A 16194-nucleotide genomic window follows, 5' to 3' on the forward strand; every position below is an offset into this window, starting at 1 on the left:
AAGCTAAACATCTTAAAGTTCGATTACCTTAAACTCTGGTTGCTGATTGGCCGTTACGTCAACGATTTGCAACTCTAACATCTTGGCATCAGCGGATTTAGTAAAGGTAAAACTAGTGGCTCTTTTATATTCACGCTCGTGGGGGCCTTTACCCAAAAAAAATGCCGTGAGCACATGCTCGCCTTGGGCAATATTGGCCAGATGTAATTTTTGCACGCCGCCCTTAACCAAAGCCGCTTGCTGTTTTTCGGTATAAAGGTAATGAGTAACACTGACATCATCGAGCTTAAGTTCAACCGAATCGAGATTAAAATAGTTGCCCACGTCCATGGATAAATACACCACTAACTGGGTAGAAGAGGGAAACAATAAATCCTCTTCGAGCACAAACAAATCACGATTAAGGGCTATGACGTCTTTTTTAAGTTGCTGGAGTTTCTCGGCCAAGGTTTGTTCATCGTTAGTCTGCTGAGCCTGACTAGCAGCACCAAACACTAGAGTCATCGCCAAGAAAACTATTTTTATTGATGCCAAAAACTGCGATTTGAAACACTTAACATTGATCATAAACATGCCAAATTATTACCTTAGAATTAATAAAATAACGATAGGTACAAACGAGTGATATTGGCCGAAAACTCATAGAGAGGTTCATCGCCCACTGGCGCATCAGCTAATACGTTGCGAAAATCATCATAATCAAACTGTACATGATCGAAATCCAAATTTACCGTACTTTTTTTCAGCCAGTTAGTCGCCGAAAAACGAAACTCGTAAGTCACACTAACACCCAAGGATACATTGCTGAACGTACTCATTTCTTTATCACGGGCGCGAAAGTTAAATTCTTCACTGCGCTGATACAAGTCTTGATAAAAATCGGCTTTATCTTGGCTATAAAAACGGCTGCGCACTTCAACTATCCACTCATCACTAAAAGTATGGATATAACCCACTTTATAAGTGGTGGCATCTATGCCCCAAGTATCGGAAAACAGCTTGGCCTCAGCATAGATAGAAGCCCGATATGGCAAATAATAATTGGCGCTTAGTGCCGTAGCATTACTGGTACGGGTATTAGGGTAAACTTCTGTCTCATAACGATACCCTTTTTCACTGCTAGCATCGAGAAAACGCACAGCACGATAGGGATTATTCAGATAACCCTCATCGGCAATATTCTCAAAACTCAGTCCCATGATCATATTTTTAGTGATCACCTGAGTCAGGCCTAAACGATAATTTTGCCGTTCTGCCTGTTCTAAAAAGCTGTCATCCCCCCGTTTGCCCACGTCATCATTGCCGCGGGAATAACCCAAACTCAAGGTGGTTAAATCACCAAAAAAATCCTGACTCAAACCAAATGACAAGTTTTTTGCGGCAAAGTCATTTTCAGAACTGCTGGTGTAACTCACATTCATCAGGGTTTTATTACGTACATAGTCCAGGCCTACACTGTGTTCGGTGCGCTCTTCGGCATAAGGGCTGGCGGTGGCGAGCACATCTATAGACGCGCCCGATATAGTATCAACGTAGTAGTTAGCGCTAAGCGAAAAGCTATTACCTATTTGTTTTCTGAGCAAAATTGAGGGGCCATCAATAGACATGCCACCCCCCTGATAAGAGTGATACATGGCATCAGCCCGTTCTTGGGGTAATACTGCAGCATCAAGTGAGCTCAGCCCTACTAACAAACACAGCAAGCCAAAACATAAGTGCTTAAGTTTAGTTGCAACCACAACCGCCCCCTGCTCCGCCGTCTGCCCCTCGAGATCCTTCACGGGCACCAAAGGCGTGATGAGTATAAGCGCTCGCCACTGGATTGCGGTTAACACTCATAATGGGATCAGCTAGATTTTCCCGCTCATAGGGTTGCACCCAAGGCTCTATGCTGGCGCAGGCAATATTTAGACTACATACACTGAGGATTAACAACTGACGTTTTAGTGCTCTTACCATGTCTAATCTCCGTTTTGACTTAGTTAGCTTATTCACGTAACAAGCTTTTGACTACTTGTTCGTACTTAGCCACGTCACCCTTTTTATAACCTCTATGCAATAAACGTTGTTTACCATCACGATCAACTATCACTGTGGTAGGCATAGCACTGACATCATAGCGTTTGCTGACCACAGCCTCGTTATCAAACAATACCGGAAAACTCACCGCAATGTCATTTAACAATACATCGGCTTTAGCCGAGTCTTTGTCTACATTAATAGCCAATATGGTAAAACCCAGATCAGCATAGTTTTGTTGCAATTCTTCGAGTAGAGGTAATTCTTCACGACATGGTGTGCACCATGAAGCCCAAAAATTAATCAATACCACATTCCCTATTTGCTCTTGTAAACGCACATTACCGTGGTTTTTACTGGCTAGGGTAAAATCGACTGCGTTTTGTTTAGTGTCTGCTGCTTGACTAGGTAATTGGCACAGTAGCAACAACGCCGCAGCAAAACCAAGTGTTTTAATTGTTGAATAATTTGTTTTCATATCATGCTCTCTTACTGCTGTGATCAAGTACCAACCACAATGCTAACTAAAAAAAGAAGGTCGCACCTAAACCATATTGGATGTTGTGGGTGGTTTTTTCTTTGCCAATTAATTCGCTATTAAACAGGTGATCTTTGAGTTCAAGGCGCAGTGAAAAATAGTCAGTTAGCAAGACTTTATAACCGACTCCTAGGCTTAAGGTGAAATGCTCGTCACCAGCAAACTCCGTACTACCGGCACTGAGTACAAAAAAAGTGGCTGAATTTATGACCCAGCTATCAGTCACAAAGGTTTCGCCATTCAGGCTGTAACCCAACCCTAAACTGTAGTAACGATACTGACGTTCGTCGTCAGTTAATAATGGAGCACCGCCACTAAGCAACTCAAAACTGGTTTGCCCGGATTCAGCTTGTTCATAAGCCGCTTCAACAAAAAAGTTTTCACTAACATGGTAAGCCAAACGCGCGCCTGCAATCATGCTGCTAGAAAAATCTTCAATACTGATCACACCAAGAGTTAAACCTATCTCGACGTTTTCAGTGTCGATAGTAGCTTCGCTGATTTCACGGCGTTGTGGTTCAGGTTCAATCACACTCGTCTGCGCGTATGCCAACCATGGGCTGAGCAATACAACCCACATCGAGCTTAGAAAAATATCGCGAAACCTAATTTCCATTGTGCCAATTCCTCGTTTTCATCCCGGTCGGTTTTGACCAGCAAACTGTTGTATTCCAACTTCACTAAAAAATGTCGTGTCAGGTAATAACGTAGGCCTAAACCAGCCGATAAAACATTGGCGCTGCGTGCCTCATCACCACTTTGCACTAAACTGCCACGGGGTTTAGTACGGATTTTACCTGCACCAAACACCACATAAGGGGCCACTTGCCACTCTGGAAAAGCGGTATGACTTATAGTAAACATCGCCAACTGGTTTTCTGCATAGCTACCTACCGCCTGAGTCAGATTAATCCCCAGACTGATATTTTCAGTGGCTATCCAATCGGCCATTACCGTAAGACTTGGTACGCCATCAAAGGAGCCTGCCATGGTGCCTATTTCAAACTGCCGAGTGGCAAAATCTTCGAAAGAGCCATCCGCTAATAACACGGGCTCACCATTGGCGTTTAAGGTTAGATGCAAATCATCCTGACTGATCCAACCTTGTTGTCCTTTGGCGGTTTGCACTTTAAACCACGACGTACGGCGTTTAAGCACACTTAACCATTCATCTTTGGCTGCCACATATATCACGGGATACGCACCCGCCGGGCCAGAGCGCATATCCACATAGGGCTGTTTAACTTGTACCTGTGCCTGCTCCTGTAAATAGTCTTGTGCTGTACTTTGGCTAGCCCAAAAACACATGCCCACCAGGTACAGCGCCATCACAGAACCCGCAGCCCGGCATGCTTTTTTCAGCCTTTTAATGTCGGTAATAGTCATTGTATTGGTATACACAGTCATCAATTTAGGGGTGCCACAAAAGGATCGTTGTAATATTGTCCACCTATATCTAACCATTCAGCAATAAGCTTTAGCTCAACAGGGGATAACCAAGCATGGTGGCTGTTGCCAACATTAAACACTTGGAAAAACCTATTGCTTGCACGGGCGCCGTTAACCGACATGCTATTACTTACCGGCACGGTACGTAATACCGGAATAGGCTGACCTTCGCTATCAAGTAGCAATTCGCCATCTTCATCCACGGCAAATACGGGATCACCGTTGGCATCGGTGACAGCTATCAAACGTTCAACCAAGATACCTTCCAGCACTTCCTGCTCATTGTCGCCAAACAGCAATTCACGATAACTCGTTATATGGTCGGGGTTGTCACTTGAGTCGCTGCCACGTAAATCGAGTTGAGCCGCTGGCACTTGAGCTAAACCAAGAGCATCCTCAATGTTATGACAAGAGGTACAAGTATGATCTTGTAATACCGTCAAACCATCTTCTGCCAGAGTTTGCCTGTTTAAATCAAACATAGGTTGGATGTGTAAAGGATAGTTAATCTGAATGCGGCACAAGGATGTCCAACTCAGGGCACAAGCTGGGCTAACAGGAATGGCTGTCTGCATATCGCCATAAGCTAAATTAAAAGGATCCGCTGGGGTTTGACGGGCGGGATCAGTCCAAATATCACTAAAATGGATGTCAGCCGAGGGATAGTTAACGCCAACAATACGCCCAGCGGTTTGCGCCATGGTATCGCCCAAATCAGCAAACAAGGCCGGATTAGTATTAGGGAAAGGTAAACCCGTATTAGCCGCGCCCTGATTGATACTTTGAACCTCTGCGTCTTTACGCCCATGAGCAGCTGTGCTTGCCTGAGTATGGCAACCATTGCAGCTACGTATTTCACCGGGCGCAAATTGCAGCCAATTTTGATGCCTTTCACTTATACGTTTACCTTGGGCATCCACCACACTAAAGGCTAAAGGCACATTAGCTGGTACGTTGAACAAGGCCGAGCCATCAGGCTCAATGGGGCTATAACCCACTATCTCACGCATGAGTTGCCCAGTGCTGCGACCAAAGGCCGAATTATTAAAATCACGTACTTCATCATCGGGTTGCGACACTGCTTTAACGATACGTAAAAAACGAGCAGGCCTTTGTATAACTGGGGTCTGAGTTGGATCGGCTAATATCACAATACCTTGGGGCGACAAATCCTCACCGGCAAAATCATAAACACTACGAATATGTATTTGAGCAAGTTTGTCCAACGCCAGTTCAGGGTCAAAATTGGGACTTTGTTGACTATCGGCAGGAAAGGCTCTGGCTTGCATTGCCACGACTTCACTATACAGCTGACCTTCTTGTGGCACTGCTACCACCAACTGAGTATTTTGAATTGGATCAAACATCCACACACCATAGAGTATGGGCGCAGCTTGAATGCCCTGTGTCGCAAGCAATTCTGCTGTGCAAGGTAGGATCTTTGCGGTGGCATCTTCAGGGACTTCGGGATCAAATACCCGACATTGACTCCAGCTAAATAGCATTCTATTACTGCCATCCCACAGTGGATATACCGCAGCAAACCTGCCACCAGCGGACAAGCTACCATCGATAGTTACATTGTCGAATAGAGCAACTTGTTCAGCATTACCGCCTTGCCCCGTAATGGGCGCCGTTCGATCAATAAACTGCCGAATATCGATACTGACATAGTCACCGCCCCACAATTCTGAGCTCATTGGGCGCAGCGCGCTGAGGATTTTACCATCGGGTAATTCACGTAACTGGGTGTATTGAAGGGCCTCTGTAGAACGTTCGTTGTTATGACTATGGCGCCCATACATCAACTCCAACTCACTGCCATCCCCATTCATTTGGTACAAATTAAAACTATTGTTGTTGCCCGCATTATCCCAACGGCTAAACAAAATTTTGCCGTTACTTAATACCGTAGGATCAAGGTCGTGACTTTGATTAAAGGAGATTTGTTGAATATCACTGCCATCAGGATTGATCACATGTAGTACTGAGGCTATTTGTGAGCGGCGTTCATCCAAAGCTTGGTATTGGGGTTTGTTTTCATCCAGCAGTATGGCTTGATTAGCTTGTTGACGGGTTGAGCTAAACACGATGCGCCCATCGGGTAAAAACACCGGAGCCGTATCCTGGCCTTCTTCGGCCAAGGCATTATTAGTGATAATGCGCTGCAAAGTATCGCTGGGTAGATGGTAAGTCCACAAATTCCAGCTAGGTTGTTCGTCTTCATCGGCATCTGCAATTTCGGGCGCACGCAGAGCAAAAACCAGAGTATTACCGTCATAAGAAACTTCGAGATCTTTTACATCATAAGCAGCTAACGGATTATCTAGCGTGGCAGCCGCGATTTGTTCGGCACTAAAAAACGCCCTATCACTGATATTACGTTCTATTGCCGAAGCAGAGGCACGAGCTTTGAGATACAGCGCAGCGCCTGGTACAAAATCATTTAACCTGCGTAAGTCTTGGCCTATTAACTCGCCATCTGCATCAATAGGAATGGTACGTTTAATAAAGACTATAGGCACATCCACCACCACGGGATCAGGCTCTTGATCATTAGGCAGTATTTTGTCACCACCACAAGCAAACAAAACCAAACACATGAGCAGCGTAAGGCTTAATTTAATCACTTGCAGGAGACATTTGAACATAGCAGTTAATAGCCTTGAATTGCGGTGGATTTGTTAGGTTTAGGAAGTAAAGACTTGCCTTAGCCTAGCAATGAATATCATTTTGTAAAACTGTCTATCACTTGCAACAATATCGCTTAATCGACAAAAATTACTGCGGTATCCTGACAGGCTTGTATCAACGACTCAATTGCGCCAACCATCATAAGTAATAAATTTTAATACCCAAGCCTAAGCAGTAAGTCAGTTTATGAGCGTCACTAATTTAAAGCCTGATGGTATATACCCAAGCAATCTGAAGATGCAGGGTTATGAATACCGTCCATGGTATTCACCATAGGCCAACCTGCGGTTGTTTGGGTATAAGCTTAGCTTGTTACCGATCAATGACAGAGCTCAATAGGCTTAACGACCTGACTTTTTGAAAGTTTATATGCTATTTCAAACATAGTTCGTCTCTTATTCGCTACGTTCCAAGCAACCATTAAGACCAAACGTCAGTCCCTACCCTGTTCAGCCCCTTTAAGGTCTGAACTCAAATTTATGGTCTAAAATGTGCTGACGCATTCTTTGATGTGCAAAAGTTGCCTTTTGCAAATCAGAATTGGCCATTAACAACTTATCTTCCTTGGTTTAATCACCTACAAAGGTATAGGGATTAAGACCCTATAAGCTCAAGTCATATTTACCCATAGGGAAATTAAGCCTCTAATGAAGCCGTGTTAACCTATCCGCACAGGAGTTCTGCTTTGAAACAGCTTGTCAGACACATTAATTCACTCAGTTGCGCAATACTCTGCAGCCTAGTGTTATGCACTCAGTCTGTGGCAGGCTCCCGTGAACAAGCCAAACGTATTCATGACAGGTTAGCCGGTGTGCCACCTTCAGCCGCAGTATTAGATCTGATGGCAAGTAGTATTGAGCAGGGTGATGTCACCCAAGCCGCTTATCTGGCGATGGATAATGCCTCATTTTATAACATCACCTTAAAAAACTGGGTCACGCCTTGGACCAATGAAGAAGCCGATGTTTTTGCGACTTTAAATGACTATAGCGCCACTGTCATTGGCATCATTCGTGACGATGTGGATTTTCGAACCATCCTCTCGGGCGATGTACTCTATATTGCTGATAACAGCCTCAACCTGCCTGCTTACAGCCCTAACAACAACGCCCATTATCAAGCCTTAGAAGATCAACATGCTGATCTCAAAGCCGTATTACAAACCACCAGCCAATCAACTTTATTAGGTATTCCCAGCGACGCTACAGCTGGCATACTCACCACCCGCGCTGCCGCCAAAGCCTTTTTTAAAGACGGTACTAACCGCGCCATGTTTCGATTTACCCTGATTAACCATCTGTGTACTGATCTTGAAGGCCTTAAAGATACTAGCCGTGCACCGGATCGCATTCGTCAAGATATTAGCCGCAGCCCAGGTGGTGATAGTCGTATCTTTAATAACTCCTGTATTGGTTGTCATTCGGGCATGGATCCACTGGCTCAAGCCTTTGCTTATTATAATTATCAATACGATGTAGATAGTGACCCTGAGGGTGAAAACGGTCGTCTGCAATACAATGCCAGTGGTCAAATAGACCCACAAACCGGCACTCGAGTGCAAACCAAATATTTGATCAACGGCAATAACTTCCCCTTTGGTTTTATCACCGACAATGACAACTGGAGTAATTACTGGCGCGCGGGTTTAAATAAAAACCTTGGTTGGGATGAAAGTTTGCCTGCTCAAGGCAGCGGCGCTAAATCCATGGGTTGGGAGCTGGCTAACAGTCAAAAATTTGCCCAGTGCCAAGTAACTAAAGTATTCGAAAACGTGTGTTTACGCAGCCCGCAAAATGCCCAAGACCGAGCGGAGATTACCAACATGACCGGCAATTTTCGGCAAAATGGCTATCAGCTAAAACAAGTGTTTGCTGATACCGCCAATTATTGTAAGGGAGAATAAAATGCAGATTAATCATTCTCTCAAACTCCTGAGCAATAAACTTACTAGCATTTTATTGTTGGCCTGTTGGCTTAGCGCCTGTGGTGGAGGCAGTGCACCCGTGGTGCAAAATCCGGCTCCACCTCCAGTCGATACCAGCCCCATTACCTATTCTGGCCCGGTAGGCGCGACTGCCGACGTACAGCAATTTAAATTAGCGCTATGGGACAACATCAGCAGCAAAGAACGTTGTGGAGCTTGTCATGTACAAGACCAACAAAGCCCATCTTTTGCTCGCAATGACGATATTAACTTGGCCTACAGCGCCGCTAATTCACTGGTTAATTTAACCTCAGCGCAAGATTCGACTTTAGTGACGAAAGTAGCGGGCGGGCACAATTGCTGGTTGGCAAGTGACTCGGCCTGCGCTGACATCATGACCACCTGGATCAGTAACTGGGCCAATGTGGAAAACAATGCCAATGAAATCATCCTCGAAGCGCCCTTAGCTAAAGAGCCGGGGGCTAATAAAAACTTCCCCGCAAGTAATGAGTTATTTAGCTCGACCGTCTACCCCTTACTCGAAACCTACTGTGCTAATTGCCATACCAATTCAGCCACTATTCCTATCTCGCCCTATTTTGCCTCCAGCGATATTAGTGAAGCCTATGGGGCAGCTAAAGCACGAATTGAGTTAGACAACCCTGCCAACTCACGTTTTGTGGGTCGTTTGCGCGACGAATTTCATAATTGTTGGAGTGATTGTGCCAGCAATGCTAATGAACTAGTCATGGCCATCCAACAAATGGCCGATGCCATTGAGTTAACGCTTTTAGATGAAAAGCTGGTTAACAGCAAAGCCCTAAGTTTATTTGAAGGCACACTGGCAACAGGCGGCGGACGTTTTGAAAAAGACGTGATTGCCAAATGGGAATTTAAAACCGGCAAAGGCGGTACCGCCTTTGATACGAGTGGGGTTGACCCCGCCATGAACCTGAGCCTTAACGGTCAGTATTCGTGGATCAACGGTTGGGGTATTCAATTAGTGAAGGGCAAAGCCCAGAGCTCAACCGCCAGTAGTAAAAAGCTCTATGATTTGATTACTGCCACCAATGAGTTTTCAATTGAAGCTTGGGTGGTGCCGGCCAATGTCACGCAAGAAGGCCCAGCCCGAATTATTAGCTATTCGGGCGGCGCAGAAAATCGTAACTTTACCTTAGGCCAAAGCCTTTACAACTACGATGCTCTGTTACGCACCAGCAATACTGATAATAACGGCGATCCAGCTCTGTCCACCGCCGATGCCGACGAAGATTTACAAGCCGGTTTGCAACATGTAGTACTGAACTATGACCCAATCAATGGTCGACAACTATTTATTAACGGGGTGTTTACAGAAGACCTAGACAATACTGCGCCGGGCGATTTGAATAACTGGAACAGTACTTATGCTTTTGTGCTCGGCAGTGAAGTGTCAGGCGAATTTACGTGGGCCGGTTCTATTCGCATGGTGGCTATTCATAATAGAGTGCTCAGCGCCGAGCAAATCACCCAGAATTTTGAGGTGGGCATTGGACAAAAATTCTTTTTACTGTTTGATGTAAGTAGCATCACGCAGATTAACCAAAGTTATGTGGTCTTCGAAACCAGCCTCTACGACTCTTATAGTTATTTATTCAGCGAACCGTTTTTTATCTCCTTAGATGACAATGCGGTGATAGAACCGGCCCCACTCAAAGGTATGCGCATTGGCATCAATGGCCGTGAAGCGTCCGTCGGGCAGGTATTTGTAAATCTCGATACCAGTGTCAACCAAGCAGAGTATGTTGCGGGACAAGGGCAGATATTGTCACGTTTGGGCACCATTATTCCACTGGAAAAAGGCGCTGAGCTGGATGAGTTTTTCCTAACCTTTGAGCAACTGGGTCGCCAAACAAATGTAGTGGTCGAGGCTGATCCGCCCTTACCTGCCGAGGCGGTTGATCTAAGTGCACAAAGCGATATTGGCATGCGTAACTTTGCCGAAATTAACGCTAGCATGGCCACCCTCACCGGTGTTAGCCAAAACAATAGCGCAGTTAAGGCGGCTTATGAGCAGCTAAAACAACAACTGCCTGCTGTGACTAATATGGGTAGCTTTTTGGCATCTAATCAAATGGCCGTCACGCAAATGGCGATTAAATATTGTGACCAACTGGTGGAATCAAGCAGTTTACGCCCAGCCTTTTTTAGTGGTTTTGATTTTAGTCAGGCTGCCAGCAGTGCTTTTACTGATCAGGACAAGAGTTTGATTTTTAACCCTTTAATCACCAAGGTTTTAGGTCAAAACATCAGTACTCAACCTGAAAGTAGCGCAGTTGCAAACGAGTTAGACACCTTGTTAGAACTTCTTACCGACTGCTCTGCAGGCAAAGTATGTGATGCCAATTACACCAAGACAGTGGTTAAAGCCCTGTGTGCCGCCACTCTTGGCAGTGCCGCGGTCACCTTACAATAGCCACGTTGCAATAGGCATATGACAAAGATTTTATGAGAAATACCTTATGAAAAGAATGATGAAAAAGACCAGTACCTCCTTTGCACTCAATGAGCCTTTGCGCCATAACTGCCATGCAAAACCGCTGACCCGTCGGGAGTTTATCGCCCAAGGTTTTATGGCCGGTGTCGGCACGGTGTGCAGTGGCTCGGTGTTTAGTTTGTTAGCCAATACAAATAAGGCGCATGCTGGTTTATCATCGGATCTTGAAGCTTTAAAAAGTAGCTGCGGTATTGCAGCTCAAGGCGCAGGTAAAATCCCCTTTATCGTCTTTGATTTGGCTGGCGGCGCCAATATTGCAGGCTCGAACGTCTTAGTGGGTGGCCGTGGTGGTCAACTCGATTTTTTAAGTACTGCGGGTTACAGCAAACTGGGTTTACCCGGTGACATGGTGCCACCTATTGCCAATCCCACCACAGGTTTAAGTGATTTTATTAATACCGAACTGGGTTTAGCTTTTCACTCTGACAGTGCCTTTTTACGCGGTATTCAAGACAAATTAGCCATAACCAACCGCGCTAATGTGAATGGCGCTGTTATTCCCGCTCGTTCTGAAAATGATACTGGCAACAACCCCCATAATCCCATGTACGGCATTAACCGTGTGGGTGCTGATGGTAGTTTGTTAACCTTAGTGGGTTCGCGCAACAGCGATTCGGGTGGTAACTCCATGGCCCCCACTATGATGATCAATGCGGCAAAACGCCCTACCAAAATTGACCGCCCTTCTGACGTCACCGGATTAGTGGATACCGGCGACCTAGTGGGTTTATTAAGCCAGCAAGATTCGGTACTGGTAATGGAATCCATTCAACGTATCAGCGCCATGAAATTAGGCAAGGTCAATACTCAGATCACTAGCGACGACGTACTCAAAGATTTAGTTAACTGTGGTTATGTTAAAAGCGCCGATATTACCGACCGTTTTGGCGATCCTTCCTCGTTAAACCCTGCTCTTGATGCCGATCTAGTTGGTGACGGGGGTATTTTCAGCGCAGAAGAATTTGCCAATGACGGAGAATTTCAGAAAACCGCTTCAGTGATCAAATTAGTGATTAATGGTTTTGCCGGTGCAGGCACCATTACCATGGGTGGTTTTGACTATCACACCGGCGACCGCTCAACCGGCGAAACCAGAGATTTACGCGCAGGTCGCTGCATGGGCGCTTGCCTTGAATACGCCGCGCGCAAAGGCATGCCACTGATGATGTACGTGTGCAGTGATGGCTCGGTCTCCAGTAATGGTATGGTCGATAACTCCATGAATGGCCGAGGCAAAGGGGTATGGACTGGGGATAACTCTTCCACCGCTGCCAGTTTCTTTTTAGTCTACAACCCTAATGGCACGCCTCAGTTACTCGGCTCAACGGTTGAGCAACAAGCCAAACACCAGCAACTGGGTTATATGCGCAGTGATGCCTCAGTAGAGACTGGCGCCACACCCGCCGCCAATAACGTTAATTTATTAGTCGAAACCGTGGTGCTAAATTACTTAGCCCTACATGGTGAACAAGGCCAGTTTGGCTCGTTGTTTCCACAAAATGGCTTGGGGAACGCGGCACTATTGGATAGCCTCACGGCATTTGAGCCGATAGTCAGTGGTGTAATTTAATTATCTTAAATGGCGGTTGGCACTTAAAAATCACGCTTATACAAATAGCGAGTGAGTTATAGCTCGTATCTCCACTAGTTTATTAACAAGGAAATTTGAATATGAGCAACCAAACTAAACCTTGCCTTAACTTACCTTTATCTGCTGATTGTCATGAATCTTGTAGTCCCCACTGGCCTAAAACATTAGTAAGCACTAGCTCTATTAACACTCAGCCACCAAAGCCGAATAATAATGCTCGTCAAAACCAAAAGCTTAAGTGCTTATCTAATCTTGGTTTTTAGTTAATCTAACGTCATCAACAACCATAATCCATCGGTCGTCTATTTGATGCGGGGCTTCTGAGACCATGAATGTTGTTGTCAAAAAAGCTAATCCGACAACAAAATCATCGCCAACAAACTCTTTAAGAGGTCCGTTAATTGACGTTGTGCCGCCATTTTGAAGTCTTTGATAGGCGACCGTGCCATCAGCCAGAATTAACAAATACATTTCTTTGCTTTGCCATTCACCAACATAGGATAATTTATCTATAGGAATCGGTTTACTGCAAGAGCTAATAGTCAAAACGAATAACAGGAGTAAAACTAATTTTTTCATGCTATCTCTTAAATATGTCAAAGAATTGTATATTGCCAACGATAAAAAACTGCGACTTGAGAACAGAGTAATTGAAATATTTTAAGTAATTTCGTTAATGGCACAATAATTTACTTTTATAATCTCGGGCTCGCTTTTCATCAGTATTTTTTACTCTTCTCAGGTGTTTTTACAAATCTAGGCCTGAATCAGCATTTTTAAAGATTTTAGCAAGTCCTCGCAAAAGCAGGGCGATTGCCCTAAAGGGAAATTCGATCACCACTTCTACTGTGTCATACCACGATGTTTCGTCATCGTGTTTTGGTGGCCACAGATAATGAGCACAAACAAAACCCACTAGACTGCACAGTAACAACAGCCAATCAAAGCCATAAAGAAGCAAATCAATAAGAAAATAGCAACTTAGTATAAAAATTAAACTGGATAAAAATACGCGTAAACTATTCATCTCAATTGCTACCAGAGTAGATAACACAGGCCGAGGAAACAGTGTTCAACCCGTGTTTGTTGTGTGGATAATTACCTTTTACCTTGTTAATAAACATAGGATCTCTTTGGCCGGTAATGGGTTAAAAAATCCGTTACTAACATTATGTTTGTTGATTGAGTCTGGGCTAATGTAAAACGTCTAATATCATGGGAGACATTTCTAAGGTGAGCGTTTCCTTGTGAAGAATGGAGCCAAGCAAAAGCACTGACATTGACTAACAGGGTAAACCAAAATACGACTCTAAAGCCGAGCTTTTTAGTTTTATGTCGCAGAGTTGTTTGCGCGATGAGTGCACCGGGCCAACCACAACACAAGGCTAGAATGTGCAAAGTATTTTCTGACACGCGCCAATCGCCATTTACAGCGGCTTTTTTATCTTTAGCGTAATAGTAAAACGCTATCAGGCTAACAATACCAAATGTGATACCAACAAAGGGTGGAGTGTAGCCAAGAATGTAAGATCCCATAATGGCGGCCGTAGCAACTAAAACAACAACTATTTGGTACTGCATATTTTCTCATTTTTTACTAAATGTTGACGCATAAAATGCGCCACACCGATGGCCACGACTATGCCTACAAAATCTGCCGCCAGATCCATAAAATCAAAGGTACGAGAAGGGATAAATGCTTGGCTAAGTTCTTCGCCAATAACAAATAAACTCACTAATATCCCTCCATAGTAGATAGGCAATTTGCCCAGCGTAAAACGGCTAAATCTTAAACCGATTATGGCGACCAGAGTCAGAAAACCAAAAAGCCCAGCATGACCTACTTTGTCTCCATATGGAAAAGAAGCGACAAATTCAAAAAACACACTGCTACCACCTGTATTTGCCAGATAAATAATCCAGAGAATAAAGATGAAAAAGCAAATAGCTAAGGCTGAAATTATCCGATACATCGTTCGCTTCTTAATTTACAAAGGGTTGGGGATCATTAACAAAACCGATTATTGCGCTAAGGGTTGTACATTTCTAGCCCGTAACACTTCTTGTTTGAATATAAGACGTTTTGACGGAAAAGTGACTTAGCCAAGCACATACAAAACCTTACCAGTAATCATTAAGTTTTTATTACCCGACATAAAGGCCTGCAACTTTAATTCCTCGGTTACGGTTTTGCCATAGCCAAGAAAAGCGTGATAGGAGTCATGTTCCTCATGCTTAGGTAAATACCCCAAATTCACACTGCCTTATTGAGCATTATTATGGTGGTGACTTACTCGCCATTTACCTGCGGCTTGACCGACCGTGCGTTTAAAGGCTTTTTGAAAAGCGGATTCAGAGCTATATCCAATGTGCTCTGCAACACAAACAATACTCATGCCATCAGCAAGAAGTTTAGAGGCTAATTGCATTTTCCAGCGATTAATATATTGCATGGGAGATTGGCCAACATAATAACTGAATCGCTCGGCCAGCGATGAACGCGACATACCACACTCACTTGCCAACTGCGCCAAGCTCCAATCCTTCAGCGGGGTTTGATGGATCAATACCAGAGCCCTACCAATATGCTCATCTTTGATTGCTGTAAGCCAATTTGCTGTCGGGTTTTCGCTTTGGCTTTCCATATGCTGCCTAAGGGCTTGAGTGAAAATGAGTTCGCTTAATTTAGTCACGTTATGTCTGGCACTGGCTGTGGATTTGCGCATTTCCTTTAAGGTAGAAAGCAATAATTGTTGCATCAAACCTTTATCACTTATGTGCTCTTTTACTACCAACATTTTGGGCAGGGTTTCTAACAATGGATTTAACGGTCTCGCATTAAAACCAATATAGCCACACACCATTTTTGCGCATTCAAGCCCTTCCCCCAACTTTACTTTAGTAAAGGGATATTCTTTGGCCGCTGTTTCCTGATAAAAACCAGGATCTGCATATGTACCTTGCCAATTGTTAATATCAGACGTTAACGCGTGGCTTGAGCCCATGGGAAACATCACAACATCACCTGATTCGAGCTTTATTGGTGGCGCAGTATCATCGTCTGATCTCACCCAACCTTCACCGTCCATCATGATATGGAAGGGAATAACATGCTCTACTTCAGGCAACATAAATGCCCCAATTAAGTGCATGGGCGGGTTAACCAATACCCATGGTTGCCCTGCTTCTACCTCAAAATAGAGCGCGCCTTTAATATGTAAGCTATTCAGTACTTCGGTTAATACATCCATTTGATTATTCCTTAGAGGGCCTTTTTGCCTCTGGCAATAGCGGTTTTAGAATCAAAAGCGCGTACAACAAAGAATAGATTAGCTCATTTTTTGGACGATTGGACATAAATTCAGGTTAATTGGCTATTAACTTTTTTTGCTAAGACGAGCAAGATAAATCAGGTTTTTGGTTTAGTGGATTAAGCAGTGTCA

Annotated in this window: 14 protein-coding genes; 3 read left to right on the top strand and 11 right to left on the bottom strand. The window is 44.4% G+C overall.

What is annotated here, in order from left to right:
* Nucleotides 1–12 precede the first annotated feature (12 nt).
* The 7 genes from AX660_RS10540 to AX660_RS10570 all read right to left on the bottom strand — a co-directional run bounded on the left by AX660_RS10540 (nucleotide 13) and on the right by AX660_RS10570 (nucleotide 6657).
* The gene (locus AX660_RS10540; protein WP_235594714.1) at nucleotides 13–504 is read right to left on the bottom strand and encodes a hypothetical protein; all 492 of its coding nucleotides are present in this window, start codon (nucleotides 502–504) and stop codon (nucleotides 13–15) included.
* An 89-nt stretch (nucleotides 505–593) separates the two neighbouring features.
* Nucleotides 594–1739 (bottom strand): DUF3570 domain-containing protein, encoded by a 1146-nt coding sequence (locus tag AX660_RS10545; protein ID WP_235594715.1) that lies wholly within the window; start codon nucleotides 1737–1739, stop codon nucleotides 594–596.
* Nucleotides 1726–1959: a DUF4266 domain-containing protein gene (locus AX660_RS10550; RefSeq protein ID WP_068376256.1), complete on the bottom strand. Its 234-nt coding sequence runs from the start codon at nucleotides 1957–1959 to the stop codon at nucleotides 1726–1728. Before AX660_RS10550 ends, AX660_RS10545 begins: the two co-directional genes overlap by 14 nt.
* Nucleotides 1960–1987: 28 nt before the next feature.
* Nucleotides 1988–2497: a TlpA family protein disulfide reductase gene (locus AX660_RS10555; protein ID WP_068376258.1), complete on the bottom strand. Its 510-nt coding sequence runs from the start codon at nucleotides 2495–2497 to the stop codon at nucleotides 1988–1990.
* Nucleotides 2498–2543: 46 nt separating this feature from the next.
* On the bottom strand, nucleotides 2544–3173 hold the full coding sequence (locus tag AX660_RS10560) for an outer membrane beta-barrel domain-containing protein (RefSeq protein WP_068376260.1): 630 nt from the start codon (nucleotides 3171–3173) through the stop codon (nucleotides 2544–2546).
* Nucleotides 3143–3886 (bottom strand): SH3 domain-containing protein, encoded by a 744-nt coding sequence (locus AX660_RS10565; RefSeq protein ID WP_068377092.1) that lies wholly within the window; start codon nucleotides 3884–3886, stop codon nucleotides 3143–3145. Before AX660_RS10565 ends, AX660_RS10560 begins: the two co-directional genes overlap by 31 nt.
* A 77-nt stretch (nucleotides 3887–3963) precedes the next feature.
* The gene (locus tag AX660_RS10570; protein WP_164483515.1) at nucleotides 3964–6657 is read right to left on the bottom strand and encodes an HzsA-related protein; all 2694 of its coding nucleotides are present in this window, start codon (nucleotides 6655–6657) and stop codon (nucleotides 3964–3966) included.
* A gap of 728 nt (nucleotides 6658–7385) precedes the next feature.
* On the opposite strand from AX660_RS10570, the gene AX660_RS10575 reads away from it, so the two are divergent.
* The 3 genes from AX660_RS10575 to AX660_RS10585 are packed head-to-tail and all read left to right on the top strand — an operon-like array spanning nucleotide 7386 to nucleotide 12730.
* Nucleotides 7386–8603 carry a hypothetical protein gene (locus AX660_RS10575; RefSeq protein WP_068376262.1) on the top strand — a complete coding sequence of 406 codons (1218 nt, stop codon included), beginning with the start codon at nucleotides 7386–7388 and terminating at the stop codon, nucleotides 8601–8603.
* 1 nt (nucleotide 8604) lies between these two features.
* Nucleotides 8605–11079: a LamG domain-containing protein gene (locus AX660_RS10580; RefSeq protein ID WP_201027433.1), complete on the top strand. Its 2475-nt coding sequence runs from the start codon at nucleotides 8605–8607 to the stop codon at nucleotides 11077–11079.
* A gap of 55 nt (nucleotides 11080–11134) precedes the next feature.
* Nucleotides 11135–12730: a general secretion pathway protein GspF gene (locus AX660_RS10585; protein ID WP_068377099.1), complete on the top strand. Its 1596-nt coding sequence runs from the start codon at nucleotides 11135–11137 to the stop codon at nucleotides 12728–12730.
* 267 nt (nucleotides 12731–12997) lie between these two features.
* On the opposite strand, the gene AX660_RS10595 is transcribed toward AX660_RS10585, so the two are convergent.
* From AX660_RS10595 to AX660_RS10615, 4 genes are all read right to left on the bottom strand, one after another.
* Nucleotides 12998–13330, bottom strand: a complete 333-nt coding sequence (locus tag AX660_RS10595; protein WP_068376265.1) for a hypothetical protein — start codon at nucleotides 13328–13330, stop codon at nucleotides 12998–13000.
* A 534-nt stretch (nucleotides 13331–13864) separates the two neighbouring features.
* Complete coding sequence (locus AX660_RS10605; protein WP_068376269.1) at nucleotides 13865–14332, bottom strand: DUF1294 domain-containing protein; 468 nt, start codon at nucleotides 14330–14332, stop codon at nucleotides 13865–13867.
* Nucleotides 14317–14637, bottom strand: a complete 321-nt coding sequence (locus AX660_RS10610; protein ID WP_235594716.1) for a VanZ family protein — start codon at nucleotides 14635–14637, stop codon at nucleotides 14317–14319. The genes AX660_RS10605 and AX660_RS10610 overlap by 16 nt, the downstream gene beginning before the upstream one ends.
* 378 nt (nucleotides 14638–15015) lie before the next feature.
* Nucleotides 15016–16002, bottom strand: coding sequence for an AraC family transcriptional regulator (locus AX660_RS10615; RefSeq protein WP_068376273.1), 987 nt, complete (start codon nucleotides 16000–16002; stop codon nucleotides 15016–15018).
* Nucleotides 16003–16194: the final 192 nt, after the last annotated feature.

Origin of the sequence: Paraglaciecola hydrolytica, from assembly GCF_001565895.1 — a bacterium.
GTDB lineage: Bacteria > Pseudomonadota > Gammaproteobacteria > Enterobacterales > Alteromonadaceae > Paraglaciecola > Paraglaciecola hydrolytica.